Consider the following 24,199-nt stretch of genomic DNA (forward strand, 5'->3'; position numbering starts at 1 on the left):
CGTTGCCGTCGCATCACTGGCAAGCCGACAGCAGGAGGGTTGAGTGAAAAACAAAATGGATGAAGTCTTGCCCTTAGCCGCCTCGAGCAGCGAGGGCAACATCGACGAACTGGAGTACCTGAGCGAAGACTTGCTCGATCGATAACTCGGTTGAATCGACGATGACACCGTCGGGCGGAACCTGGAGCGGGCTCTCGGCTCGCTCGCGGTCACGCTCGTCGCGCGCACGAAGCTCTTTGACAAGGTCGGGCAGGTTAGCATCCATCCCCTTGTCCTTCAACTGTTTATAGCGGCGCCGAGCGCGCTCGTCCGGGCTCGCGTCGAGATACAACTTGAGCCGCGCATCGGGGAAGACCCGCGAGCCCATGTCTCGGCCATCGGCGACCAGGCCAGGCGCGAGCGCCGCGTCCCGCTGCCAGCCGAGCAGCGCTTGGCGAACCTCGGGATGCACGGCGACACGCGAGGCATCGACCCCGGCCTCGGCGGTGCGGATCAGCGCCGAGACCTCCTCGTCATCCAACCGCACCCGTTCGCCTTCGAGCCGGACGCTGATCGTCGCCGCCAAGTGGCCCAGACCAGCGCCATCGTCGAGATCAACCTCGTGCCGACGTGCCGCCAGCGCCAGCGTGCGATAGAGGGCGCCGCTGTCGAGCAGGTGCCAGCCGAGGTGTTCGGCGAGCAGGCCGGCAATCGTGCCTTTTCCGGTCCCGGATGGACCATCAATGGTGATCACTGGAGCGGCAACTGGAGCGGCGCCCGATGGAGCCGCCTGCTCGGGCTCTCGCCCGGCCTCTAGCGTTGTCGGTTGCTTCATGCCTGGCGCTCCACATCGCGCAGCTCGGTGATCGGCAAACCGACTCCCGCCGCGAGACCAGCGAAATCCGGGAACGAGGTCTCGACATTCGCACAATCCTCAACCTGAATCGGCGCCGCCGCGCGCAGCGCGCTGATCGCGAAGGCCATCGCGATGCGATGGTCGCCATGCGCCTCGACCTTGCCGCCACCGAGCAGACCGGCCGCGCCTAGGCCGCAAATCCGCATCCCATCCGGGCGTGGCTCGGCCTCCACGCCCAAGGTGGCAAGGCCATCGGCCATCACCTGGATGCGATCACTCTCCTTCACTCGCAGCTCGGCCGCGCCGCGCAGCAGCGTCTCGCCATCGGCACAGGCGGCGGCGATGAACAACGCGGGGAATTCATCGATCGCCAAGGGCACCTGTTCCTCCGGGATCGCGATGCCGTGCAAGGGCGCGGCGCGCACGCGCAGATCGGCGACCGGCTCACCGCCGAGTTCGCGCGGGCGCTCAATGGTGATATCGGCGCCCATCTGGCGCAGGATGTTGACCACGCCGAGGCGGGTCGGATTCATGCCGACCTGGGTCAGGGTCAGGTCCGAACCCGGTGCAATGCTGGCGCCAACCAGGAAAAACGCCGCCGAGGAAATATCAGCCGGAATGCTGATCGGGGCCGCGACCAAGCGCCCGCCTCCGCTCAGGCAGACGCGGTTGCCCGCGCGCCGCACCGAATAGCCGAAAGCACCGAGCATGCGCTCGGTATGATCACGCGTCGGCGCCGGCTCGCTCACGCAGGTCTCGCCCTGGGCATAGAGCCCGGCCAGCAGCAAGCTCGATTTGACCTGCGCACTGGCGACCGGCAGCGGGTAGTCGATGCCCTGCAGCTGCGCGACCGGCAGCAGGCCGAGCGGCGCCCGCCCTGCCGGCGTTGCCTCGATGCGCGCGCCCATCTGCCGCAGCGGCTCGATCACCCGCCCCATCGGCCGCCGCGAGAGCGAGGCATCGCCAATCAGCGTGGTCGCAAAGCGCTGCCCGGCAAGCAGCCCGGACAACAACCGCATCGAGGTGCCCGAGTTGCCGAGATCCAGCGCCTGTCCCGGATCTTTCAGCCCGTGCAGACCAACGCCATGAACCCGCAGCCGACCCGCGACCGGGCCCTCGGCCTCGACGCCCATGGCTCGGAATGCCGCCAGGGTCGCCAGGCTGTCCGCGCCTTCGAGGAAACCGTCGATCTCGGTCGTGCCCTCGGCCAGGGCCGCAAGCATCACCGCGCGATGGGAGATGGATTTATCACCGGGCACGCGCAGCTCGCCACGCAAGGCCCCGCCAGGCGCGAGTTCGAAACTCAGGGATTGGGCAGACGCAGTCATGGTCCTCTCGGGCGACAGGATGGGAATCGGATTGAGGCCGCAGACCGGCAAACTCGATCAGCAAAGCCGCGATGATAACCGCGTAGAATGCGGCGCTGATGACGCCCTGGTCAAGAAGGTAGAGCTGGCCAACCCAATCAGCGCCTTGTTGAGACAGCACCACTCTGGGCACTACCAGCAAGCGCGTCTGTCGGAAACCATCGCGGGGCGCCGTCGAAGAAGGAACCACCAGGGTTCCGTCATCAGCGGCGGCCACATGTTGCACCATCAGGCACATCAGGAGGCACCTCCCATGCAGCGAATTCGACACCTTCAGGCTCCCGGCCGCGCGCGCGCCGCAGCGATCTGGCTGCTGGCGCTGATCCCGGCCATCGGCTTCACCCAACCCGCAGGCCCTGTCGAGCCGACCGGCGACGTGCCCGAAGCCGAGGGTTGGCGCACCGCGACCGTCGTCGCGGGTCTCCGCCATCCCTGGGGCATCGCCTGGCTGCCCGACGGTTCAGCGCTGGTCACCGAGCGTCCGGGCCGGTTGCGCCTGATCCACGGCGCGGTGCGCGCCGATGACGACAGCACCGGAGACGAGGCCAGGCTCGATCCAATCCCGATCCGAGGCACCCCCGAGGTCTGCGCCTGCGGCCAGGGCGGATTGCTCGATATCAGCCTGCATCCCGACTTCGACGCCAATCGGCTGGTCTATCTGACCTTCGCCGAGGGGACTGAGAACGCCAATCGGACCGCCCTCGCCCGCGCCCGGCTCGACTTGGCTGCAAAGCGGCTGACCGACCTCGAGATCCTCTTCCGCAACGCCGATAGCAAATCCGGCGGTCAGCATTTCGGCTCGCGGCTGCTCTGGCTGCCCGATGGCACCCTGCTGATGAGCATCGGCGACGGCGGCAATCCGCCGGTCGCGTTCGACGGCGAGAATATTCGCAATCAGGCGCAAAACCCTGCCACGCACTTCGGCTCGGTGCTGCGCCTGAACGCCGACGGTTCGGCGCCCGCCGACAATCCCTTTGTCGAGCATCCCGATGCCAAACCCGAACTCTACAGCATCGGCCATCGCAATATCCAAGGCCTGACCCGCGATCCCGACAGCGGCCGCGTCTGGGCCAACGAGCACGGCTCGCGCGGCGGCGACGAGATCAACCTGATCGAGGCCGGCAACAACTACGGCTGGCCCGAGGTCACCTACAGCCTGGAATACTCGGGCCCGCGCATCTCGGACAAGACCCAGGCGCCTGGCATGATCCAGCCGACGGTGGTCTGGACGCCCTCGATCGCCCCCAGTGGCATGACCGTCTACACCGGCGACGACTTCCCGGCCTGGCAAGGCGACCTGATCAGCGGCGCGCTTGCATTTAAGCAACTGCGCCGCACCGAGCTTGACGGCACCCGCGCCGTCGGCGAGGAAAAGCTCAGCATCGACCGGCGCGTGCGCGCTGTCCGTCAAGGCCCCGATGGCGGCCTCTACATCCTCACCGACGAGCCCGATGGCGCCTTGCTGCGCATCGTGCCGGATGGCTAGCCCAGATGTATGCCTCTGTGACCGCGCGGAAGCTGACCTTGGAGTTGCTATCATGAGACCATGAAATTCATCTGCAGAGCTTATGCCAAGCGAAGGACATCAGCATGAAAATCCGCGTCATCAGCGCTAGTCGTCGCACGGACATTCCCGCTTTTTATGGAACCTGGTTCATGAACCGCATCCGGGCTGGTTGGTGTGCGGTGCCGAATCCTTTCAACACCAAACAAGTTTCACGCATCGAATTCGATCCGAAAAGCACGCTGCTCGTCTTCTGGACACGTTGGGCAGAGCCTTTTATTAAAAATATCCCTGAACTGGAAAGTATGGGATACCGCTTTTACTTTCAATATACGGTTATGGATAACCCGCAGGCTATCGAGCCAAAGTCGCCGTCTCTCGATAAGGCCATTGATAGTTTCCGCCACCTCGCTGATCGGATTGGGCCAGAACGAGTGATCTGGCGCTACGATCCTATCCTGCTCTCGCAAAAAACAGATCACAGTTTTCACATCGACCGGTTTTCACACATTGCTGGGCGTCTGCAGGATTCTACTAAACGTGTTGTTATCAGCATTGTCGACTCATACGATAAAGTCGAGAGCCGCCTGAGAAAACTAGCAAAGGAAAAGCCTGAGTTTGAGTGCTGCCCGTTTCAATCGCAACCGGACTTGGAGATGATGAAAAAAATAGCAGAAATTGCACAAGACTATAGTTTCGAAATCCAATCCTGTGCAGAAGAAATAGACCTGCAATCTGCTGGCATTCAACCAGGCAAGTGCATCGACGATGAATTGATCGCAAAACTGTTTGAAGCTGATGTCAACCATCAAAAAGACAAAGGTCAGCGAAAAGCCTGTGGATGCATCGAAAGCCGAGAAATTGGCATGTATGACTCTTGTTTGTTCGGCTGCGTCTATTGCTACGCAACGCGCAGTTTCGATGCAGCGAAAAATAATCATTCAACACATGATCCGGAATCCGAATCATTATTGGGTCACTATCGCGCTCCACAAGCGAAAAATAAAAGGCCAGCATTGAAAGTGAAAACCCCACTTCAGCCTGGTTTGTTTGATTAAAAGGAGAAATTGCAGTGCCAAAAATCAAATTTAGGCTACCGTCATTGGAAAGCCTGCGAGCAAGCCCCGAAGGAAACGCCATGATTCGGATGTCGGAGGACGATGACTTTCGCTCTTTCTTAACAATAGGCTGTCCAGGGAGTGGAAAAACGACGCTATCCATTCTCCGTTTAGCTCGCTTGACTAATCTTGGCTTTGATGTACTGTTTATAACCTACCAAAAATTACTGGTTCTTGCGATCCGCAATGCGGTCCAAGATTCAGCCGCAAACCCAAAGCAAATTACTAACTTTCACCGCTGGTATTATGATCTTACGAGAGATGATGATAAAAGCGAATTCAATGCGGCAAGAATAATTACAAACCTTGACCGCGCAAAGCTCCAAAAATCAGGGAAAGAAGAGATCTTAATTGATGAAGGCCAAGATTTGCAGCCTGCTATCTATGAAGCGCTTCCGCACTATTTTAAACGCTGTTTCGTGAGCGCTGATAATGGGCAACGTGTCCATGAAAAAGGCGCATCAGCAGAAGAGATTAGTCAAAATTTAGAATCAGGATTTTCTCCGTATCGGAACTCAGTTCTAAGTAGAAATTTTCGTAACACTTATGAGATTTACCGTTTTTCTCGCCAGTTTGCTCCGAGAACAAATCTCGCTGCATGGGATGAAAACATTCTAGCCAGCTTGAAGCGAACCGGACGCCGTGGACCAAAACCGACAGTTGTCGGTTATCGAGATATAGAAAGTCGCAAAAAACATCTTCAGACTGTGCTTGAGAACGCCCGAGGAGAAAACGTTGCAGTTCTTTGCGAATATGGTCCAGCTTCTAATTCATCAAAAATAGCTGACAATGGATCGGTTGACGAAATTTACGAACTAATTACAAGTGTCGGCTTTTCTACGACAAGGTATCACAACAAATTAAAAGAGCCTGAGAGCCTTGAGCAAATTATCATCACAACTTATATCTCAGCCAAAGGAATGGAGTTCGACACCGTAATAATCCCACACATCAATTCCAGCTTTCCAAGTCGACTAATGGAGCAATGGTATGTAGCCTGTACTCGAAGCGTAACTCGGCTTATTATATACCATAATCTAGCTACCCCCTTTTACGATCCAATTGCTAAGCTGTGTTGCGATCCGGAAACTTACGAAAAAGTGCTTTTAGATGGAGGCGCTGATGCCTTTGATGACGACATTCCTTTTTGATGCTTGAGCCTAGATTTTATTATGAAAAACAGCGCGCCGATCAGCTTAAAAAAAGATGATTTTTTTGAACACGAGGGGGAAAAATATAGGGTTTTAAAAGATGGTTTGCAGCATAAAAAAAATTGCAAAAAGAAATGTATTGTTCCGCCAGATGGAGAAAGCCAACAAGCTGTCGGAATAGACAAAGCTGTGAGTAACAATTGGATTAAGTCAGAAAAAAAAACAATGGGGGTGACTCATGATATGCTCCGGCCGGATCTCGAAGATGCTGTAACTGAACCGAATCAAGAGCCCCTACCTTCGAAAAGGGCCGTTTCTCAGCCGATAACAGAGCCGGATCATCAGGTCGCAGATGAAGAAGAAAAAAATCCCGAGACCTCAGATGCAACAGAAAACAGTTTCGCATCAAATGCAGGCATTGAGGGATCGTTGCCATCAAACCACAAGGAGGAATCAAAGGCACTAGACAATCAAAATTTCTGTCCGCCAGAAGATCCGCCCCCATCTTTTGCGGAGTCGCCCCTCGTAAATTTGGATAAGGTCCCGTCGCTCTCAGAAAAAAGATATGTTCAGGGTGGTGGCAAATCAGAGTTCACATCATCTACCGACAATTTTTTCTACATTCTGGTCGACTCGATCCGCGCACGCACTTTCTTAGTACGTGGCTTGATTTATCCAGCAATTTACGATGAAGACGGCTTAGATAAACAATATCTAGACCATCATCAACCCGGAAGCCTGCTTTTGACGTCAACTCGTCCTCGGCTTAACAGCGAGAATCAGATTATTTTAAAAGTGCTTCTTCTGGCCGTCGAAATTAAGACTTTAGAAAATTCGGGATTTATACTTGATTGGCCGCTGCCCATTTCTCGCTTATACCAAATTGAAATATCACCTACGGCTGGCGGACCTGAGCGATTTGCAAAAGGCTGGGTAAACCCAGACGTGCCTGTGCCTCCTTTGGATTTATTTTGCGAGGTATCAGAGCCTCCGGACCTAACTGACAACATAATTGCTCAGCAAACCGAAGATATCGGCGCCAAGCCAAAAGAAGAAATCAAAGATGCGATAAAGCGATTTAACCGTGTTATGGGCGCTGTAGCGTTTTGGCGCAATGCAGACCGTTATGTCTCGGGTATTTCCGGATATTATTCCGATTATCCGGCAGGCTTCGAAGCGGTTTTCGATCTGATTATAGATTCTCCGGATTCTACAAATTTTGATGAATCTTTTCTCACCTGTTTTTTTCTATACATTCTTGGGGTTAGGAACCAAAATTCGAGGCTAACTTCTAATTGTATCCTTGATGATTTTCTCTTAACTGCATCTCATATTGATAGCGAATCCGCAAGAGAATGCGCAAAATGCATCTACGAGAAGCTAGATAAAAATAAAGCGCTCAGCGATGCATTCAAAAAACTTCTCAAAGGCGATTATCGCACCGCGATTGAGCTTTTGCAAAAGCCAAACATTCCCATCGAAGCTGCAGTTCTTGCAGCTTTGTTTAAATATTCGGCACGGAATTCAAACGACCATCAGATCATCAAAGCAGTAATCCACGAAGATATTCCAAGCGATGAGCATCGGCGTGCCGTGCTTGCCGTGCTCGGGGCTTATCACGGCTATGCTGCGATGAATGCATGTGAAGAAACTTTGCCTTCAATTCATCCAGATATCAGCGACAAAATTGAAGCGAGACCGGATATCAAATTTCATCTAAAAAGTCGCTTTGAGCGGATTCTGGTCGAGGCGCTTTATCGGCACAGCTTCGGATTTTTTGATTATACTGATGCTTCTTTAGATTCTGTATATGCTAGGTTTTTTCCGCCCTCCGAGAATTCGACAAAAAAAGAAGAGTTAGAAGAAAACGATCCCGTTTTCAGAAGTCAAATTTACAGAAATTACCTGCTAGTTAGAGCTTACCAGACCGAAATGGACCCAAAAGCGGTCCGGGTTTTTTATAACGAAGTGCCTGAAGGGCATGATTATTATGAGTTTAGGGTAAAATTCCCGAAAAAAATATTTCACGATCTCGCAGAGTCTAAAGCGTCGAACGCTTTCGATGAAATACACCAGATAATCCAGATAACCCAGACTGCTTGGGGGCAGATAGAAAGAAAAATCTTTGATAGACAGTCTAATCTTTCGGAGTCCGAAGCGTTGAAAGCTTTCAAAGAATTGCTCCAGATAGCCCAGACAATTTGGAAACAGATGGAAAGACAAATCTTCGATAGACAATCTAAGGGTGATCGCGAATGACGCTTCATGAGCTTAGAAATGGTTTGATTGGCTGCAAAAACTTTCTTGAGTGCGATGCTTTTTTGTCCGCTCGCTTTCGCGAAATACGTCTTCTGTTTTATGGTTATACGGACGAACAGTTGCGCAAAAATTCTCTTTACCTTGAATATGAAGAAGAAGTGCTACTTCCGTTAGACAATTCGGTATTAGGTAAATCGCTTCGCTCTGGAGAAAGCCCTCCCCCCTCTTTGATTGCCCTGCTGATTCTTTTCTTGTCTCTTTTCGAGAGATCTCGGCACTATGCCGCTATGCAGTCTGTGATAAATCTTCTTCCTCGCGGACCGTTGCACAATCGCGGTGATGCGCTTTGCAAATTTAAATATATCCAAAATGCTAAGATCGACTATATTCGCCGATTTGAACATATTTTAACTCTGCTGCAGCAGGCATGGGAGCAAGATAATGATGCAGGCCGTGAGCAGTGCGAAGATTTGCTGCTTGAATATTTCCTTGATGCTTTGCTAAGGCCGCAAGATGCTGGTTTCGATATTCGACAGGAAATTGTTTCGTACTTTGAGCAGCAATCGGCGCAGCAACGCTATCCCATCATAGAGAGTTTGTTCAAACGGAAAGCTTTTAGCTGGTGGGGAAATAAGCTCCGCCTTGAACATGAAGCTGTAAGGACTCGCATTGTCGAATCCCTTCATGCAGAATCGTTTTCTCTTGCTCCTGAATCGGTATCTACCGAACCTGAGAAAGAACCGGTAGATGGGGTATTTTCTGATAGCTTACGCGTCCGCACTGAGCTTCCTTCTTTTCTTGACGATCTGCTTGATAAAAAAAATGCCATATATAATCCACAGCGTGTCAACGCAAAATTTAACTTTGATAATAACGCAGAAAGCAATCGCATTTATTTTGGTACTTATTTTCCGAGGACTGTGATCGAAAGCTGGAATATATTTTCTGAATTACTTGATATACCAACAATAAGTGCGGCTTTTTCTCAAAAACTCATAATTCGAATCTTTGATGTAGGCTCGGGCACGGGAGGTGCGATCGTTGGGTTTTTGCTGGCGCTAGAAAGCTGGGGCCAATTTTCTGGTTCTGTAGAAATCGCTGCGATCGACTGCAACCAGGATGCCCTTGGCCAGCAGAAAAAAATGCTTGATGCAATTTCTAATCGATTTTCTTTTTCCTTGAAAGCAAGCATGCGCTATCAGTCGTTACCATTCACTCTGAATGGTTTTTCAAATGAGTTCAGTAAGCTTTCTGCGGCTCAAGAAAACAAGTACGATGTCGTAATCTTCTGGAAATGCTTTAGCGAATTTTACAACGTCAACTATGCCTCGGCGCAAGGTATTGTTAAAACTGCGCTTGTTTTTGCGTCTCGGATGCTTTCGAAACATGGTCTATGCGCCGTTGCTGATGTTACTTCTAAAGACAATGGGCATGAACATTTTTCAACGATTTTGAATCGAGAGGCAAACGAACATGACCGATTGCTGAAAGCGCAAATGCGGACAATCATTCCGCTGCCTTGTGGAACTAGCCCTATATTGTGCGAGGAAAAAAGTTGTTTCACGCAACGCCGTTTCCAAATCGTTCATCGTTTGGCAAAGCAGCAAACAAAGATCGCATACCGTGTTCTGGCTTCATCTCAATTTGCTCACGCTATACTCAAAAATTTTGCACGACAGAAAGGATACCGAGTCAACGGAGCTAACTCTGGAGAAGCATGTGTTGATAGAAAGAAAATTAACCTGGTAGAAAGAATGCCTTGTGGTTATACTCATTTTCATCTGTGATTTTGGTATGAATGGATTGCAGTTCAACAAGTGTGTTGTGATGCTATTTGATGCGATAAACAAGTCTTGCGCTTCGCACTTTCACGCTTGTTTTGAAGGTACAGCCGATGCGGTTTTTCACCACCGAGGGGCCAGTTCGGGCCGAGGATCACTATTGCCTGCCGCCGCTGGAGCGCTGGAATCTCACGCAGGTACTGGAGCTGATCGAACAGAAGAAATACTTTCTGCTGCATGCCCCGCGCCAGACCGGCAAGACCACCTGCCTGTTGGCGTTGATGGCGTACTTGAATCAGGACGGTCGTTATCAAGCCGTCTATGCCAATCTCGAAGGGGCGCAGACCGCGCGCGAGGATGTCGCCCGCGGCATGCGCGCGATCTGCGGCACCATCGAGGCGGCGGCGCGCCTCTATCTGAATGACGATCGCCTGCATGACTGGACCGAGGTCGCTTGGCAGGCGCGGGGCATCGATGGCGTGCTGACCGGCCTGCTCGAGACCTGGAGTGCGCGCACCTCGACCCCGCTGGTGCTCCTGCTCGACGAGGTCGATGCGCTGATCGGCGATACCCTGATCGCGCTGCTGCGCCAATTGCGGGCCGGTTATGCGCAGCGCCCGGATCACTTCCCGCACACGGTGGTGCTGTGCGGCGTGCGCGACTTGCGCGATTACCGCATCCATTCCAGCGCGGAGCGGGCGATCATCACCGGCGGCAGCGCCTTCAACATCAAGGCCAAATCCCTGCGGCTCGGCGATTTCAGCCACGACGAGGTCGAAACCCTGCTCGGCGAGCACAGCGCCGAGACTGGACAAGTGTTCACGCCGGCGGCGCTCGAGCGCATCTGGGAGCTGACCCTGGGACAACCCTGGCTGGTGAATGCGCTGGCCTACGAGAGTTGCTTCGAGATCCCAGCCGGCCGCGATCGCACGCGGCCGATCGGTGTCGAGCTGATCGATCAGGCCAAGGAAAACCTCATCCTGCGCCGCGTCACCCATCTCGATCAGCTCGCCGACAAGCTGCGCGAAGAGCGCGTCCGCCGCATCATCGAACCGATGCTGGCCGGCACCGCACTGGAGTCGGTGCCCGATGACGACCGACAATATTTGATCGATCTCGGCCTGCTGCGCCGCGCCAACGGTGGCGGGCTGGTGGTCGCCAACCCAATCTATCGCGAGGTCTTGCCCCGCGCCTTGGCTGGCGGACCTCAGGACTCCCTGCCGCAGATCAGCCCTACTTGGCTCAATGCCGACGGCAGCCTCAACCCAGACCAGCTCCTCAGTGCCTTCCTCGCCTTCTGGCGCCGGCACGGCGAGCCACTGCTCGGTAGCGCGCCTTATCATGAAATTGCCCCGCATCTGGTGCTGATGGCCTTTCTGCAGCGGGTGGTCAACGGCGAAGGCACGCTGGAGCGCGAATACGCCATCGGTCGCGGGCGTATTGAGCTGTTTCTGCGCTATCGGGATCTAATGCTCGCCATCGAACTCTAGGTCTGGCGCGATGGCGCACCGGACCCGCTGAGCGAAGGGCTGGAGCAGCTCGACGGCTATTTGGCCGGTTTGGGGCTAGACAGCGGCTGGCTGGTGATCTTCGACCGGCGAGCCGGTCAGCCGCCCCTGGCGGAGCGGATCGCCGAGCACGAGCAGCGCAGTCCCGACGGACGGCGGATTCGGCTGCTGCGGCTATGAGCCCATAGCAGCGCGACCGCTTTCATCGCGTTTTACCGCGCCACTGCGGTTTTCCTGGCCCGGCGCGGCGGCCTGTGGATGCGTCAGCCGGCTTGAGTCCAGGTTGATGGCGTTCGGTTCGTGTCCGTTCGGTGCGTGCCAGCCCGCCGGACGCTTTTGGGGCGAGATCAGCCAGCGTGAGCAAGCCTTCGAGTTCCTCGCCGACGACTTCCCGCCACTGCCCCGGCGTCGGCCGCGCGCCGAGGATCACATTCCCATAACGCACCCGCTTGAGCCGGCTGACCGTGCAGCCCACCGCCTCCCAGAGCCTTCGCACCTCGCGATTGCGGCCCTCGACGATCAGCACATGGAACCACTGATGGCTCTCCGAGCCGCCGGACGGCACGATCTCCTCGAACCGGGCCGGACCATCCTCCAACTCGACCCCATTGACCAACTGCGCCAGCAGCTGATCCGAGACCTCGCCACGCACCCGCACCGCGTATTCACGTTCGACTGCGCGCGATGGATGCATCAGCCGATTGGCCAGCTCGCCATGATTGGTCACCAGCAACAGGCCGGCGGTATTCAGATCAAGCCGTCCAACAGCAATCCAACGCCCGTCACGAATCCCCGGCAGACGACGGAAGATGGTCGGCCGCCCGTCGGGATCGCGCCGCGTGACCACCTCGCCCTCAGGCTTGTGATAGGCAAGCACGCGCAGCCGGTGGCGGCTCGCCGCGCGCCGGCGCACCTCGTTGCCATCGACCCGGATACGATCGATCGGCTGCACGCGATCGCCGAGCTTGGCCTGTTGACCATTCACGCGTACCCGGCCCTCGCGAATCCAGCCCTCGATCTCGCGCCGGGAGCCAAGCCCCGCTTCGGCGAGTACCTTCTGCAGCCGAACCGGCTCCTCGGGCTCCGGTGGTGGTCCGCTCGGTGGTGGTCCACGCCGATTAGCGTCCTTCATCTAACTGATCTCCGTGTGTATAGGACGGTTCTGGTTGTGTTTCCAGCGCCCGCTCGAAGAAGCTGGCATCGCGAATTTCGGTCAGGGGTGGCAACTGGTTGAGCGAGTGCAGCCCGAAATAGTCGAGAAAGCGCCGGGTCGTCGCATAGAGCGCGGGACGACCAGGCACATCACGATGACCAACCACCCGCACCCAGTCGCGCTCAGTGAGGGTCTTGATGATCGGCGTGCTCACCGCGACGCCACGGATCTGTTCGATCTCGCCACGGGTGATCGGCTGCCGATAGGCGATCAGGGCCAGGGTCTCGAGTAGCGCGCGCGAATAGCGCGTCGGCTTCTCCTGCCACAGCCGCCCGACCCAGGGAACGATCTCGGCGCGGACCTGCACCCGCCAGCCGCTAGCGACCTCGACCAACTCGATTCCTCGGCCCTGATACTCTTCGCGCAGTGCCTCAAGGGCTGACAGCACCGCCTCCCGGCTCGGGCGCTCTTGGTCTTCGTAGAGGCCCTGTATGCGCTCGATCGACAGCGGTTCGCCGGAGGCCAACAAAGCACCCTCGACCACCTGTTTGACCTCGGGCACCAGCAGCTCCCAATCGCTCATGCCGCCTCGTCAACGCCACGCAGGCGCAGCCGCAACCGAATCGGCGCGAAGGGTTCGACCTGGATCAGCTCCAGCGTCGCAGCCTTCAACAGCTCGAGCACCGCCAGGAAGCTGACCACGACACCCGCGCGGCCCTCGGTGACATCGAATAGATCGGTGAAGGGCACAAGCTCGTCACCACTGATCCGCTCGAGCACCGCCGACATCCGCTCGCGCAACGACAGCGACTCGCGCTCGACCTGATGGCTGGTGAACAGATCGGCGCGCGCCAAGACGCCCTGCAAGGCCGCCAGCAACTCATCGAGTTCGACATGGGGCGGGATGCGCCGAATATGCCCCGGCGGTACCGCTGCCTGGACCGCGAAACAATCGCGCTCCAGCCGTGGCAAGGCCTCGAGGTCTTGCGCGGCTTGCTTGAACTGCTCGTATTCGGCCAAGCGGCGCACCAGCTCGGCGCGCGGATCCTCATCATCCTCGCTGTCGTCGTCGGTTCGCGGCAACAGCATCCGCGACTTGATCTCGCACAGCATCGCGGCCATCACCAGATACTCGGCGGCCAGTTCAAGCCGCACCTCCTTCATCAGCTCCACGTACTCCATGTACTGATTGGTGATCTCGATGATCGGGATATCGAGGATGTCGAGATTTTGGCGTCGGATCAGATAGAGCAGCAGATCCAGCGGCCCCTCGAAGGTGTCGAGGAAGACCTCGAGCGCATCCGGGGGGATATAGAGGTCTTCCGGCAACTTCAGCAGCGGCTCGCCACGCACCAGCGCGAGACGCGTCTGGGTGCCGACTTTGTTCGTCTCGGCCGGGGACGTGGCTGTGGTCTCGGTCTCGGAGTCTGGCAGTGGCATGATCTGGCTCGCGCGCGCTGGCGTGCCGCCGCTCAGCCCTGGCGCAGCGACATCACGTGGCGGACATCTTCCATGGTCTCGCGCGCCGTATCGCGAGCACGCTCGCAGCCCTCGTTGATGAACGAGCGCACCAGATCCGGATCGGCCTCGAGCCGTTTCGCCTCGGCCTGGATCGGCTCCAGCTCCTTGCGCACGGCGTCGATGATGGGCTGCTTGCACTCGACACAACCGATGCCGGCGCTGCGGCAACCTTGCTGCACCCAGTCCTTGACCTCAGTCTCCGAGTAGACCTCGTGGAACCGCCAGACCGGGCAGACTTCGGGATTGCCCGGGTCGCTACGACGCACGCGCGCTGGATCGGTCGGCATGGTGCGCAACTTCTGCTCGACCGCGTCCGGATCATCGCGCAGCGCGATGGTGTTGCCGTAGGATTTGGACATCTTCTGCCCATCGAGCCCTGGCATCTTGGCGGCCTTGGTCAGCAGCGGCGCGGGCTCGGGCAGGATCACCCGGCCACCGCCCTCGAGATAGCCGAGCAGCCGCTCGCGATCGCCGATGGTGATGTTGGCCTGGCTCTCGAGCAGCGCGCGGGCGATAGCGAGTGCCTCCTGATCGCCCTGCTCCTGGTAGCGGCGCTTGAGCTGATCGAACATCTTCGCGTTCTTCTTGCCCATCTTGCGCTTGGCCTGCTCGGCCTGGGCCTCGAAGTCCGGCTCGCGGCCATAGATGTAATTGAAGCGGCGCGCGATCTCGCGCGTCATCTCGACATGGGCGACCTGATCCTCGCCCACTGGCACCGCGCCGGCCTTGTAGATCAGGATATCGGCGCTCTGCAGCAACGGATAACCGAGGAAACCGTAGGTTGCCAGATCCTTTTCCTTGAGCTTCTCCTGCTGATCCTTGTAGCTCGGCACGCGCTCGAGCCAGCCCAGCGGCGTGATCATCGACAGCAGCAGATGCAGCTCGGCATGCTCCGGCACCCGCGACTGGATGAACAGGGTCGCCGCGCCGGCGCTGATGCCCGAGGCGAGCCAGTCGACCACCATGTCGAAGCTGGCCTGGGGTATCTGAGATGGATCTTCGTAGTCGGTCGTCAGCGCATGCCAATCGGCGACGAAGAAGAAGCACTCGTACTCATGTTGGAGCGCGATCCAATTCTTCAGCACACCATGATAGTGGCCGAGATGGAGCTTGCCCGTCGGGCGCATGCCGGAGAGGACACGATGGGTTTGGTTCGGAACGGAAGTCAACGGCTTCGGGCCTTTGGCAGTCACAGGGAGGATCAGTCAGAGAGGGAAACGGTCACGAATCAGCTCGGATGACGGCACCACAGCGAGTGCCGCATGCACCATCGGCCGCAGCACGGTGCCGAGCACGCCGGGCGGCTGTCCGTCCGGCAGCATCAAAAGCGCGACTAGGATCAGCAGCCCATAGGGCTCCAAACGCGCAAAGCCACGCGCCATCGCGCGCGGCAAAAAAGCGCTGAGCACGCGCCCGCCATCCAGCGGCAGCACCGGGATCAGATTCAGCGCCATCAGGAACAGATTGATCAGCACGCCGATCACACAGAGTTCGACGTAGAAATACAGGAAGGCGCTCGGAATGTCGATGCGACCGTCCAACCAGGCCAGCAGCACGGCCATCCCTGGCAAGGCCAGGCCCCACCCGATCGCCATCAGCAGATTGACGCCAGGCCCGGCGACGGCGACCAGCGCCATATCCCAGCGCGGATTGCGCAGCAGGCGCCAGTTCACCGGCACCGGCTTGGCCCAGCCGAACAGGAACGGCACACCGAGCAGGGTCTTGGAACTGAAGAAGATGACCAGCGGCACGATGAGGGTGCCCACCGGATCGATGTGCTTGATCGGGTTGAAGGTGACGCGCCCGAGCAGGGCGGCGGTCGGATCGCCGCGACGATTGGCGACCCACCCATGCGCGGCCTCGTGCACGGTGATCGCGAACAGCACGGGCACCGCGATCAGCAAGATCAGCAACAGGGTTTGAGAGACAGATTCCATGAGATGAGCAGCGAGTGCAGGCGAAGGCCGAAGGCGGCTGGAGTCAAGATTGGGAGGCTACTGCTGAAAGACCGTCGTATCGCCCTTGCCTTCACGCACGACGACGGGCGGATCCTGGGTCATATCGACGACCGTGGTCGGTTGATTGTCGCAGGGACCGCCATCGATGATCAGCTCGACACAATGGCCAATGGTCTCACGGATCTCGAGGACATCATCCATCGGCTCCTCGTCGCCGGGCATGATCAGAGTCGTGCTCAGGATCGGCTGATCCAGCTCGCTCAGCAAGGCCTGGGTGATCGGCGTGCCCGGCACGCGGATACCGATGGCGCGGCGCTTGGGGTGCAGTAACCGACGCGGCACCTGCTTGGTGGCCTGGAAGATGAAGGTATAAGGTCCGGGCGTCAACGACTTGAGCTGACGATAGCCCTGATTATCAAGGCGTGCATAGGTGGCGATCTCCGACAGATCCCGACAGACCAAGGTGAAATGATGGTTGTCGTCGACCCGCCGGATCAGCCGAATGCGATCCAGCGCCGCTTTGTCGCCAAGCTGACAGCCTAACGCATAGGAGGAATCGGTCGGATAGACCACCACTCCACCGGACTCGAACACCGCCGCCGCGCGCTGAATGAGCCGCGCCTGCGGGTCTTGCGGGTGGATCTCGAGGAATTGATGTGAAGTAGCCATCGGCGAAGAGCGGCGACTTAGGCCGTCGCAAGGCGGAAGCCCGGCCGCGCGGTCTGTTCGAGCGGCGATGGTCCGACGCTGGCGAAGCCCAGCTGGTTCCAGATCGGTCGACAGCCGTCGGGAAGGGACGGCAGTCGGCCGAGTTCGACCCAGGGGCTCTCGGGGCCATGATAGTCGGAGCCCGCCGAGGCCAGCAGTCCCTGCTCGCGCGCCCAGCGGGCGAAGGTGAACGCGTCATCCCGACTGTGACTCCCCGAGACCACCTCAATGCCGCGTCCACCACAGGCGCGAAAGTCATCGAGCAAGCGTTTCATCTTCGAGCGCGTGAGCCCGTAGCGCGCCGGGTGAGCCATCACGGCCTGACCGCCGGCGGCGCGAATCCAGCCGACGGCCTCTTCCAGGGTTGTCCAACGTCCAGCCACGTAGCCAGGCTTGCCTTTGACGAGAAAGTGTTTGAACACGGCGCGTACATCCCGAGCCGCACCCCGTTGAACCAGAAAACGGGCGAAATGGGTGCGACCAACGAGTTCGCCCGAGGCGTAAGCCCGCGCGCCCTCGAGTGCCCCGGGCCAGCCAGCCTGCGCCAAACGCTGAGCGATCTCGACCGCCCGCTCTTCGCGGTACGCCCGCAAGCCGGCTAGCCCGGCGCGCAAGCTCGCGCAATGCGGATCGACATCCAGCCCGACGACATGGACGGTGCGCGCACTCCAGGTCACCGAGATCTCGACCCCAGGCACCAGGGTCAATCCCAGCGCGTGCGCGGCCTCGGCGGCTTCATCGATCCCGGCCAAGGTATCGTGATCGGTCAGGGCCAGCACCTCGACGCCCTGCGCGGCGGCCCGCGCCATCAGTTCGCGCGGAGTCAGGGTGCCATCGGAGGCAGTGGAATGCGTATGCAGGTCGGGCGTCTTGATCATCTGTGCATTCTAACCGATCCACCGCCGCATCCCGAGACTCCGTTTCGGGCGCTCGTGATCTCTCCCCGCGATGCGCTCATCTTGGGGAGCGACGGTGTAGGATGCCGCCTTCATTCAGCCTTGCGCGCCCATTGAACCGCGTTGTTCAAACGCGGCCTACCAACCGGAACCCGCGATGAAACTGCTCATCGACTTCTTCCCCATCATCCTCTTTTTTATCGCCTACAAGCTGTCCGGCATCTATGTCGCGACCATCACCGCGATCGTCGCCGCGTTGGCGCAGGTCACCTGGTTGCGCTGGCGGCATAGCCGATTCGAGACGATGCCCTTGATCACGCTGGGGCTGATCGTCGTCTTCGGCGGGCTCACCCTGCTCCTGCGCGATCCGATCTTCGTGATGTGGAAGCCGACCATCGTCAACTGGCTCTTCGCCGGTGCCTTTATCGGTGGCAGCCTGATCGGCAAGCGGCCCTTGGTCGAGCGCATGATGGGTCAGGCCATCAGCGTGCCGGCACCGATCTGGCGACGATTGAACGCGGCCTGGGTGGTGTTCTTCATCGTCTCGGGACTGATCAACCTGTTCGTCGTCTACATTGGCAGCGGCTTCCATGCCGCCGAGCAGGCACTGATCGCGGCGACCGGGATCACCGCGATCGATCTCGCCACCTGCGCCGAACAGTTCGCGGGCCAGTCCCTCGTTCTCTGCGAAACGGCCCATGCGAGTGAAGCGGTTTGGGTCAACTTCAAGCTGTTCGGTATGATGGGGCTGACGATCCTGTTCGTGATCGGGCAGGCGTTCTACCTCGCGCGCCATGTTCAGGAGCCAGATCCAGCGGAGTCCACACCCGTGGATTCCGACCCAACGGATTCTGACCCAGCGGCGCCCTCACCTGCGACCACCGGAGACACCCGCTGATGCTCTATGCCATCATCAGCCGCGATCGGCCAGAGAGCCTGTCGCAACGCCGCGCGACGCGCCCGGCGCATCTCGAGCGCCTGCGTCAGCTACAAGACGCGGGTCGGCTGATCCTCGCCGGCCCGCATCCCGCGATTGATACCTCGGACCCCGGCGAGGCCGGCTTCACGGGATCGCTGGTGGTGGCCGAGTTCAGCGATCTGCAATCGGCCCAGGCTTGGGCCGATGCCGATCCCTATGTCCTTGCGGGCGTCTACGCCGAGGTCCATGTCAAACCCTTTATCAAGGTCCTGCCTGCTTGAGCCAGGCATTCACAGCCATCAAACCGTCAAGAAGGAAAGTCGTATGAGACATCGTTTTATCACCGCGCCGCTGCTGGCCATCGTCCTAGTCTCGCCCGCCTGCGCCCAGGAGCAGGACCCTCAAGAGGCGCAGGCGCGCGACGACACGCTGATCGCCACCGTCAACGGTCAGCCCTATGAACTCGATCTGTTTCGCGCCTACTACGGCGAGCTGCTGCAGCAGCGCGGCGGCCAGAACAGCCCGGAGTTGCAAGAGCAGGCGTTCAACGAGTTCATGAATCTGGTGGTGGCCTCGCAGGAAGGCGAGAAGCGCGATCTGACCGACAACAATGAAGTGCAGACGGCGTTGGCGCTGCAGCGCATGATGGTGCTCTCTGCGGCGGCCCTGCAGAGCATCGGCGCCGAGTTCGATCCCAGCGAGACCGAACTCCGGCAAGCCTATGATCAGCTCGTCGAGCAGTCGCAACAGACCGAGTACAAGGCACGCCACATCCTGCTTGACGATAAGGACAAGGCGCAGGCGCTGATCGAACAGCTCAACGCCGCTGACGGCGAGGGCTTCGCGGAGTTGGCCGAGAAAAACTCACTCGGTCCAACCGCCGAGAAGGGCGGCGATCTCGGCTGGTTCGATGCGCGGCGCATGGTCAAGCCGTTTGCCGATGCCGTCGCCGAGATGGAGCCGGGCTCCTACTCCCAGCAACCGGTACAAACCCAGTTCGGCTGGCATGTGATCCTGCTCGAGGAGACGCGCGCCGCCGAGCCGCCGTCGTTCGAGCAAGCCAAACCCCGGCTCACGACGATGCTGCGTCAGCAGAAGGTCGCCGAGGCGCTCACCAAGCTGCGCAACGATGCCGAGGTCGAACTGAACGAAGACGTGGTCAAGGTCAAGGAAGAGGCCAGCGCCGAGTAAGCCTCTAGCGCGCGGGAGATTGAATTAGCGTAGCGCTGCTCGATCAGCGTTACGCTAATCGCCTGGTGTTGAACAAAACCGCTCCACCCGACGCTCTCCGAGAGGCTGCAGTGGGCGGGCGTTGGCTCCGATGATCCGGGCCAGCCTAGCCAGATCGGAGGGTGCGATCTCGAGCGGCGTATCGAGCACGTAGCGGTGCACCCCTTCCTCGCAGGGTGGCCGTGTCAGCGAGCCTTGGTAGCGGAAATACGAGCGCGGGGACGGAAGCAGCAACATGGCGTTGACGCCGATGTGACGACCGTGGGCATGCTTTCCGGCAGCCGTGGGAGCATGATCGAGGATGCGCCGCAAGGTCTGATTGAACCGATTGCCGGCCTCGATCAGCACTGAAACGATGGCGATATCACCACGGTTATTGCCATGGATAAACTCGATCTCCCCGTCGGGGACGTGCCCATCGATCGCGTGCTCGCCGGGAACGTGAAAACGCAGCTCGACGAGTTCGTAGCTGAGGCCGTCGATCACGAGATGACTGCCACGACCATAACCAAGCCGTAGCGCATTACCGTCATTGACCAAGTGTAAGGCTGTGCTCCGGTAACGAAACCGAAGCGGCGTACAGGGCTGAAACAGGGCTGCCGCGCTCTCGATCGGCACCGGTGACTGCAAGCCCCTAGCACGGCAACGTTCATAGGAGGCATTCAACTCGCCCCAGTGGCTCGGCCCCCGCTCGCCGGCATACGACCAATCGGGTGCCGACGCCTTCATATCGGACAATTGCGATTGCCAGGCGTGGGCGCTCGTGGACAGCAGCAGCGTGACCAGGACTAGACTGAACCGATAGAGCTGCATTTCAACCTCCTTCAACGCTGGGCTTGGCGTCGGGCTTGGCGCTGGGCTTAAGCCCGCCTCGGGCTTCGGCGCGTCAGTCAGGCACCGCCCGGTTTATCGGCACGCCGAATGCCTGCAATCGGCACGACCCGCGCCGATTGCGGCTGATCGGCATAGTAGGGACGGTCACCACCACGGCCCTCGCTATCCGCCAACTCCTTTTCGCGCGCCGCGATCAACGACAAACAGGCGCGCACATCGCCGATCGTACGCTCGGAGAGCGGATGTTTCATGCCGGGTGGCGGTGTCACATCCTTGATCACGGCGGCGAGCGTCTTGCGCATCGCGATCAGGATCTGCTGCTCTTTGCTCAATTCAGACATCATCATCATCCATCGTCGTTTAAGTGACATCGAGCCGGTCATGACCGCCCGCCCTGCGAAGATCGGGACACATCGCGCCGAATTCAGCCACCGCCCTCTGTTGACCGCTCGCACCTCATACCCCGAGCAGTTCGGCGAGCCGCTCGCCGCCGATGATCTCCACTCCGCATTCCTCGGCTTTCGTGAGCTTAGTATCGCCAGGATCGACACCCGCGATGAGAACGTCAGTCTTCTTCGACAGGCTGCTGGTGACCTTGGCGCCCAGCGCTTCGAGCTGCGCCTTGATCTCGGCCCGCGGGCGATCCAAGGTGCCGGTGATCACCACCGTTTTACCCGCTAGCGGGCTGGTCGCGGCTAACGACGCCGTGTCGTCCTCGGGCGCTGCGGGCCGCTCCCAGATGATGTCACCAAGCGACGGCGAGCGCAGCTTGGCGATGACTTCGAGATTATGCGGCTGCGAGAAGAAAGCCTGGATGTGCGCCGCGACCACCGGGCCGATGCCTTCGATCGGCAGCAGCGCTGAGCACGGCGCCTCGATCAAGGCATCGAGATCGCGGAAATGCTCGGCTAGGGCGCGCGCCGTCGTCTCGCCGACCTCGCGAATCCCGAGCGCATGGATGAATCGCGCCAGGGTCGTGTGGCGGCTCTGATCGAGCGCGGCGAGCAGATTCGCGGCCGATTTCTCGCCCATGCGCTCGAGCCCACTCAGCTGCTCCAGCGTCAAACCGTAGAGGTCGGCCGGGTCGGTGACCAGACCGCGATCGACCAACTGCTCGACCAGCTTGTCGCCAAGCCCTTCGATATCCATCGCCCGCCGCGAGGCAAAATGCTTGATCGCCTCCTTGCGCTGTGCCGCGCAGAACAGCCCGCCGGTGCAGCGCGCGACCGCCTCGCCCTCGGCACGCAGCACATCCGAGCCGCAGACAGGACAGTGCGCCGGCAACTGCACCGGCGCCGTGTCGCTCGGCCGGCGTTCCGGCAGCACTCGCACCACCTCCGGGATCACATCACCGGCGCGGCGTACATAGACGGTATCGCCCACGCGCACATCCTTGCGCTGGATCTCATCCATGTTGTGCAGGGTCGCGTTCGCGACCATCGCCCCCGCGATCGAGACCGGCGCCAAGCGTGCGACCGGCGTCAGCGCCCCGGTGCGTCCGACCTGGAACGCGACCGCCTCGACGGTGGTGAGTTCTTCCTGGGCCGGGAATTTGTAGGCGATCGCCCAGGCCGGATTGCGGTTTTCCGCGCCCTTGCGGCGTTTCTCGGCTTTTTCGGTCAGCACACGCTGCTGCGCGAACGCATCGATCTTGTAGACCACGCCATCGATTGCGTAGGCGAGTTGTTCCCGGCGCTCGCCTATCGCCGTGAGATAGGCGAGGCACCCCTCGATCCCCTCGACGCTGCGCTGCTCGGGCGAGACCGGCAGCCCCCAACGCGCGATGCGCGCGAGGCTGTCGTTGTGGCTCTCGGACCAGGGCGCCCCCTCGATCGCGCCCAGGCCATAGCAGAACATGCTCAGGCCGCGCGCGGCGGTCACGCGCGGATCGAGCTGGCGCAGACTGCCGGCGGCGGCATTGCGCGGATTGGCGAAGACCTTGCCGCCCTCGCGTTGGGCACGCGCATTGATGGCCGCAAACCGCTCATAGGTCAGGAAGACCTCACCGCGCACCTCCAACAGCGCTGGCCAGCGGTCTTCCTGCTCCAGGTCGCGCAGGCGCAACGGCAGCGACTGGATGGTTCGCACCTGCGCGGTGACCTCCTCGCCGCGATGACCATCCCCGCGCGTCGCCGCCTGCACCAAGACACCGTCCTCGTAGCACAGGCTGATGGCGAGCCCATCGAGCTTGGGCTCGGCAGAGTAGCGCACCCGATCGGTCCCGAGCCCCTCGCGCACCCGGCGATCGAATTCACGCAGCTCGTGTTCATCGAGCGCGTTCGAGAGCGACAGCATCGGCAATCGATGCTCGACCTCGGCAAAGCTGGCCAGCGGTTCGGCCCCCACCCGCTGCGTCGGCGAGTCCGGCGTCACCAACGCCGGGTAGCGTGCCTCCAATGCCTGCAGCTCGCGCAGCAGGCGGTCGTACTCGGCATCCGGGATCTCCGGGTCATCAAGGACGTAATAGCGGTGATTGTGATGCTCCAGCGCGCGCCGCAGGCGCTCGGCCTGCTCCCGCTCGGACGCCGGCACGCTCATGAGCGAGACGATGGCGCATTGGCGTCGCTCGGCTCGGCACCACGCGCCAGGGCATCGGCGCGCGCGTTGATCAGCTCGAGCAGCTCGTTGCGCAGGGCCTCCCAGGCCGCGTCATCGAAGGGCCGCCGATCCTGCAACCGTAGCTCACCGCCGAGTTCGTCGGCGATCGCGCGGGCCGTGCGCACCAGTTCGTCGTAGACCATCAAGTCGCTCGGCAAGCCTTCGAACTGGGTGAACAACGCAAGCCCAGGCGAGTTGAAGTCCTCCATCGCGTCGAACGGAAAGGTGCCGGGCTTGACCAGATTCGCCAGGCTGAAGTGCGAGCGTTCACCGCTGCCATCGAGGTTGCGCCGGTGATAGATGTCCATCTCTCCAGGCACCAGGTGCTGGCGCTCGGCTGCGGTCTGAATCGCCAAGCCGTCGAAGGCCTGCTCGCGTGCGAACACGAACAGCTGCACGAGCAGCGTTTCCTCCGGCTGTGACGCGGAAGTCGATGCGCCTTGCTCGCGGGCGGCAGGTTCCCGCCGCCCAGCCGCGCCCGCGCCCGCGCCCGCGCCCGATCGACGATTGGAACCGCCGCGCGCCGCGCCGTCCTCGTCATCCACATCGAGGTCATCGATCTCGGCGCGCGCCAGATCGAAACGCCCACGTCGGCGCGCACTGGGCTCCGCATCGATATCGAACGCGGCGCCCGATGTCTGGGCATCGTCCTCGAAGCGCCCGCCGACGTTCGGCTCGCGACGACGGCCAGCGCTGAGCGAGCGCTCGGCATGAGGCGCGTGCGGATCATCGCCCCTGGCGATGCGCCGCCGCTCCCAGATATACAGGGCACCGAGCAAGAGCGCGCCGAGGACGATCAGAATCAATCTTAGTGTAGAGGCATCCATTGGTCTGCATCCGATGGAGGATTGTCTGGAGT

Annotated in this window: 22 protein-coding genes and 1 pseudogene; 10 read left to right on the forward strand and 13 right to left on the reverse strand. The window is 59.6% G+C overall.

Annotation, left to right across the window (positions count from 1 at the left end; translation table 11 throughout):
- Positions 1–73 precede the first annotated feature (73 nt).
- Positions 74–814 carry a (d)CMP kinase gene (gene cmk, locus AC54T3_RS02140; protein WP_496621933.1) on the reverse strand — a complete coding sequence of 247 codons (741 nt, stop codon included), beginning with the start codon at positions 812–814 and terminating at the stop codon, positions 74–76.
- Entirely contained in the window at positions 811–2,163 is a 1,353-nt protein-coding gene (gene aroA, locus AC54T3_RS02145; RefSeq protein WP_496621935.1) for a 3-phosphoshikimate 1-carboxyvinyltransferase, read from the reverse strand. The genes cmk and aroA overlap by 4 nt, the downstream gene beginning before the upstream one ends.
- A gap of 292 nt (positions 2,164–2,455) precedes the next feature.
- Between aroA and AC54T3_RS02150 the strand changes: the two genes are divergently transcribed.
- The 7 genes and pseudogenes from AC54T3_RS02150 (at position 2,456) to AC54T3_RS02180 (ending at position 11,703) form a co-directional block, all read left to right on the forward strand.
- Positions 2,456–3,688, forward strand: a complete 1,233-nt coding sequence (locus tag AC54T3_RS02150) for a PQQ-dependent sugar dehydrogenase (protein WP_496621937.1) — start codon at positions 2,456–2,458, stop codon at positions 3,686–3,688.
- Between the two features lie 104 nt (positions 3,689–3,792).
- On the forward strand, positions 3,793–4,764 hold the full coding sequence (locus AC54T3_RS02155; RefSeq protein ID WP_496621939.1) for a DUF1848 domain-containing protein: 972 nt from the start codon (positions 3,793–3,795) through the stop codon (positions 4,762–4,764).
- A gap of 14 nt (positions 4,765–4,778) precedes the next feature.
- Positions 4,779–5,975 carry a 3'-5' exonuclease gene (locus tag AC54T3_RS02160; RefSeq protein ID WP_496621940.1) on the forward strand — a complete coding sequence of 399 codons (1,197 nt, stop codon included), beginning with the start codon at positions 4,779–4,781 and terminating at the stop codon, positions 5,973–5,975.
- A gap of 21 nt (positions 5,976–5,996) precedes the next feature.
- The gene (locus AC54T3_RS02165) at positions 5,997–8,234 is read left to right on the forward strand and encodes a hypothetical protein (protein WP_496621942.1); all 2,238 of its coding nucleotides are present in this window, start codon (positions 5,997–5,999) and stop codon (positions 8,232–8,234) included.
- A complete protein-coding gene (locus tag AC54T3_RS02170; RefSeq protein WP_496621943.1) occupies positions 8,231–10,021 on the forward strand; it encodes a hypothetical protein in 1,791 nt (596 codons plus the stop codon). Before AC54T3_RS02165 ends, AC54T3_RS02170 begins: the two co-directional genes overlap by 4 nt.
- Positions 10,022–10,128: 107 nt before the next feature.
- A pseudogene (locus tag AC54T3_RS02175) lies at positions 10,129–10,848 on the forward strand (AAA family ATPase); the annotation flags it as partial.
- A gap of 726 nt (positions 10,849–11,574) precedes the next feature.
- Entirely contained in the window at positions 11,575–11,703 is a 129-nt protein-coding gene (locus tag AC54T3_RS02180; protein ID WP_496621944.1) for a hypothetical protein, read from the forward strand.
- A 22-nt stretch (positions 11,704–11,725) separates the two neighbouring features.
- Here AC54T3_RS02180 and rluB read toward each other — a convergent pair whose 3' ends face one another.
- Genes rluB through AC54T3_RS02215 form a run of 7 tightly spaced genes read right to left on the reverse strand, consistent with a single transcriptional unit; the run spans position 11,726 to position 17,741 of the window.
- Positions 11,726–12,655, reverse strand: a complete 930-nt coding sequence (gene rluB, locus AC54T3_RS02185) for a 23S rRNA pseudouridine(2605) synthase RluB (RefSeq protein WP_496621946.1) — start codon at positions 12,653–12,655, stop codon at positions 11,726–11,728.
- A complete protein-coding gene (gene scpB / locus AC54T3_RS02190) occupies positions 12,642–13,259 on the reverse strand; it encodes an SMC-Scp complex subunit ScpB (protein WP_496621947.1) in 618 nt (205 codons plus the stop codon). Before scpB ends, rluB begins: the two co-directional genes overlap by 14 nt.
- Entirely contained in the window at positions 13,256–14,116 is an 861-nt protein-coding gene (locus AC54T3_RS02195; RefSeq protein ID WP_496621949.1) for a segregation and condensation protein A, read from the reverse strand. The genes scpB and AC54T3_RS02195 overlap by 4 nt, the downstream gene beginning before the upstream one ends.
- Before the next feature lie 32 nt (positions 14,117–14,148).
- Entirely contained in the window at positions 14,149–15,366 is a 1,218-nt protein-coding gene (locus AC54T3_RS02200) for a tryptophan--tRNA ligase (protein ID WP_496621951.1), read from the reverse strand.
- 36 nt (positions 15,367–15,402) lie between these two features.
- The gene (locus tag AC54T3_RS02205) at positions 15,403–16,134 is read right to left on the reverse strand and encodes a site-2 protease family protein (protein ID WP_496621952.1); all 732 of its coding nucleotides are present in this window, start codon (positions 16,132–16,134) and stop codon (positions 15,403–15,405) included.
- Between the two features lie 57 nt (positions 16,135–16,191).
- Positions 16,192–16,824, reverse strand: coding sequence for an L-threonylcarbamoyladenylate synthase (locus AC54T3_RS02210; RefSeq protein WP_496621953.1), 633 nt, complete (start codon positions 16,822–16,824; stop codon positions 16,192–16,194).
- 17 nt (positions 16,825–16,841) lie between these two features.
- Positions 16,842–17,741, reverse strand: coding sequence for a PHP domain-containing protein (locus tag AC54T3_RS02215; protein ID WP_496621954.1), 900 nt, complete (start codon positions 17,739–17,741; stop codon positions 16,842–16,844).
- A gap of 175 nt (positions 17,742–17,916) precedes the next feature.
- On the opposite strand from AC54T3_RS02215, the gene AC54T3_RS02220 reads away from it, so the two are divergent.
- Genes AC54T3_RS02220 through AC54T3_RS02230 form a run of 3 tightly spaced genes read left to right on the forward strand, consistent with a single transcriptional unit; the run spans position 17,917 to position 19,869 of the window.
- Positions 17,917–18,657 carry a septation protein A gene (locus AC54T3_RS02220; RefSeq protein WP_496621956.1) on the forward strand — a complete coding sequence of 247 codons (741 nt, stop codon included), beginning with the start codon at positions 17,917–17,919 and terminating at the stop codon, positions 18,655–18,657.
- Positions 18,657–18,959: a YciI family protein gene (locus AC54T3_RS02225; RefSeq protein ID WP_496621957.1), complete on the forward strand. Its 303-nt coding sequence runs from the start codon at positions 18,657–18,659 to the stop codon at positions 18,957–18,959. The genes AC54T3_RS02220 and AC54T3_RS02225 overlap by 1 nt, the downstream gene beginning before the upstream one ends.
- A gap of 43 nt (positions 18,960–19,002) precedes the next feature.
- The gene (locus AC54T3_RS02230; protein ID WP_496621959.1) at positions 19,003–19,869 is read left to right on the forward strand and encodes a peptidylprolyl isomerase; all 867 of its coding nucleotides are present in this window, start codon (positions 19,003–19,005) and stop codon (positions 19,867–19,869) included.
- A 54-nt stretch (positions 19,870–19,923) separates the two neighbouring features.
- On the opposite strand, the gene AC54T3_RS02235 is transcribed toward AC54T3_RS02230, so the two are convergent.
- From AC54T3_RS02235 to AC54T3_RS02250, 4 genes are all read right to left on the reverse strand, one after another.
- Positions 19,924–20,721 (reverse strand): carbonic anhydrase, encoded by a 798-nt coding sequence (locus AC54T3_RS02235; protein ID WP_496621960.1) that lies wholly within the window; start codon positions 20,719–20,721, stop codon positions 19,924–19,926.
- Positions 20,722–20,798: 77 nt separating this feature from the next.
- Positions 20,799–21,083: a segregation and condensation protein A gene (locus tag AC54T3_RS02240; protein WP_496622087.1), complete on the reverse strand. Its 285-nt coding sequence runs from the start codon at positions 21,081–21,083 to the stop codon at positions 20,799–20,801.
- 115 nt (positions 21,084–21,198) lie between these two features.
- Entirely contained in the window at positions 21,199–23,280 is a 2,082-nt protein-coding gene (gene ligA / locus AC54T3_RS02245; protein WP_496621961.1) for an NAD-dependent DNA ligase LigA, read from the reverse strand.
- Positions 23,277–24,167, reverse strand: coding sequence for a cell division protein ZipA C-terminal FtsZ-binding domain-containing protein (locus AC54T3_RS02250; RefSeq protein WP_496621962.1), 891 nt, complete (start codon positions 24,165–24,167; stop codon positions 23,277–23,279). The genes ligA and AC54T3_RS02250 overlap by 4 nt, the downstream gene beginning before the upstream one ends.
- Positions 24,168–24,199 lie beyond the last annotated feature (32 nt).

The sequence above is a fragment of the Halochromatium sp. NSM3 genome (genome assembly GCF_059621085.1).

What these genes read in the sequence shown, in the direction of transcription:
- rluB (WP_496621946.1), bottom strand. Translation starts at nt 12,655, where the DNA reads ATGAAGGACGCTAATCGGCGTGGACCACCACCGAGCGGACCACCACCG.
- aroA (WP_496621935.1), bottom strand. Translation starts at nt 2,163, where the DNA reads ATGACTGCGTCTGCCCAATCCCTGAGTTTCGAACTCGCGCCTGGCGGG.
- AC54T3_RS02220 (WP_496621956.1), top strand. Translation starts at nt 17,917, where the DNA reads ATGAAACTGCTCATCGACTTCTTCCCCATCATCCTCTTTTTTATCGCC.
- AC54T3_RS02225 (WP_496621957.1), top strand. Translation starts at nt 18,657, where the DNA reads ATGCTCTATGCCATCATCAGCCGCGATCGGCCAGAGAGCCTGTCGCAA.
- AC54T3_RS02240 (WP_496622087.1), bottom strand. Translation starts at nt 21,083, where the DNA reads ATGTCTGAATTGAGCAAAGAGCAGCAGATCCTGATCGCGATGCGCAAG.
- AC54T3_RS02215 (WP_496621954.1), bottom strand. Translation starts at nt 17,741, where the DNA reads ATGATCAAGACGCCCGACCTGCATACGCATTCCACTGCCTCCGATGGC.
- AC54T3_RS02150 (WP_496621937.1), top strand. Translation starts at nt 2,456, where the DNA reads ATGCAGCGAATTCGACACCTTCAGGCTCCCGGCCGCGCGCGCGCCGCA.
- cmk (WP_496621933.1), bottom strand. Translation starts at nt 814, where the DNA reads ATGAAGCAACCGACAACGCTAGAGGCCGGGCGAGAGCCCGAGCAGGCG.
- AC54T3_RS02235 (WP_496621960.1), bottom strand. Translation starts at nt 20,721, where the DNA reads ATGCAGCTCTATCGGTTCAGTCTAGTCCTGGTCACGCTGCTGCTGTCC.
- AC54T3_RS02250 (WP_496621962.1), bottom strand. Translation starts at nt 24,167, where the DNA reads ATGGATGCCTCTACACTAAGATTGATTCTGATCGTCCTCGGCGCGCTC.
- AC54T3_RS02165 (WP_496621942.1), top strand. Translation starts at nt 5,997, where the DNA reads ATGAAAAACAGCGCGCCGATCAGCTTAAAAAAAGATGATTTTTTTGAA.
- AC54T3_RS02195 (WP_496621949.1), bottom strand. Translation starts at nt 14,116, where the DNA reads ATGCCACTGCCAGACTCCGAGACCGAGACCACAGCCACGTCCCCGGCC.
- scpB (WP_496621947.1), bottom strand. Translation starts at nt 13,259, where the DNA reads ATGAGCGATTGGGAGCTGCTGGTGCCCGAGGTCAAACAGGTGGTCGAG.
- AC54T3_RS02155 (WP_496621939.1), top strand. Translation starts at nt 3,793, where the DNA reads ATGAAAATCCGCGTCATCAGCGCTAGTCGTCGCACGGACATTCCCGCT.
- AC54T3_RS02210 (WP_496621953.1), bottom strand. Translation starts at nt 16,824, where the DNA reads ATGGCTACTTCACATCAATTCCTCGAGATCCACCCGCAAGACCCGCAG.
- ligA (WP_496621961.1), bottom strand. Translation starts at nt 23,280, where the DNA reads ATGAGCGTGCCGGCGTCCGAGCGGGAGCAGGCCGAGCGCCTGCGGCGC.
- AC54T3_RS02170 (WP_496621943.1), top strand. Translation starts at nt 8,231, where the DNA reads ATGACGCTTCATGAGCTTAGAAATGGTTTGATTGGCTGCAAAAACTTT.
- AC54T3_RS02205 (WP_496621952.1), bottom strand. Translation starts at nt 16,134, where the DNA reads ATGGAATCTGTCTCTCAAACCCTGTTGCTGATCTTGCTGATCGCGGTG.
- AC54T3_RS02230 (WP_496621959.1), top strand. Translation starts at nt 19,003, where the DNA reads ATGAGACATCGTTTTATCACCGCGCCGCTGCTGGCCATCGTCCTAGTC.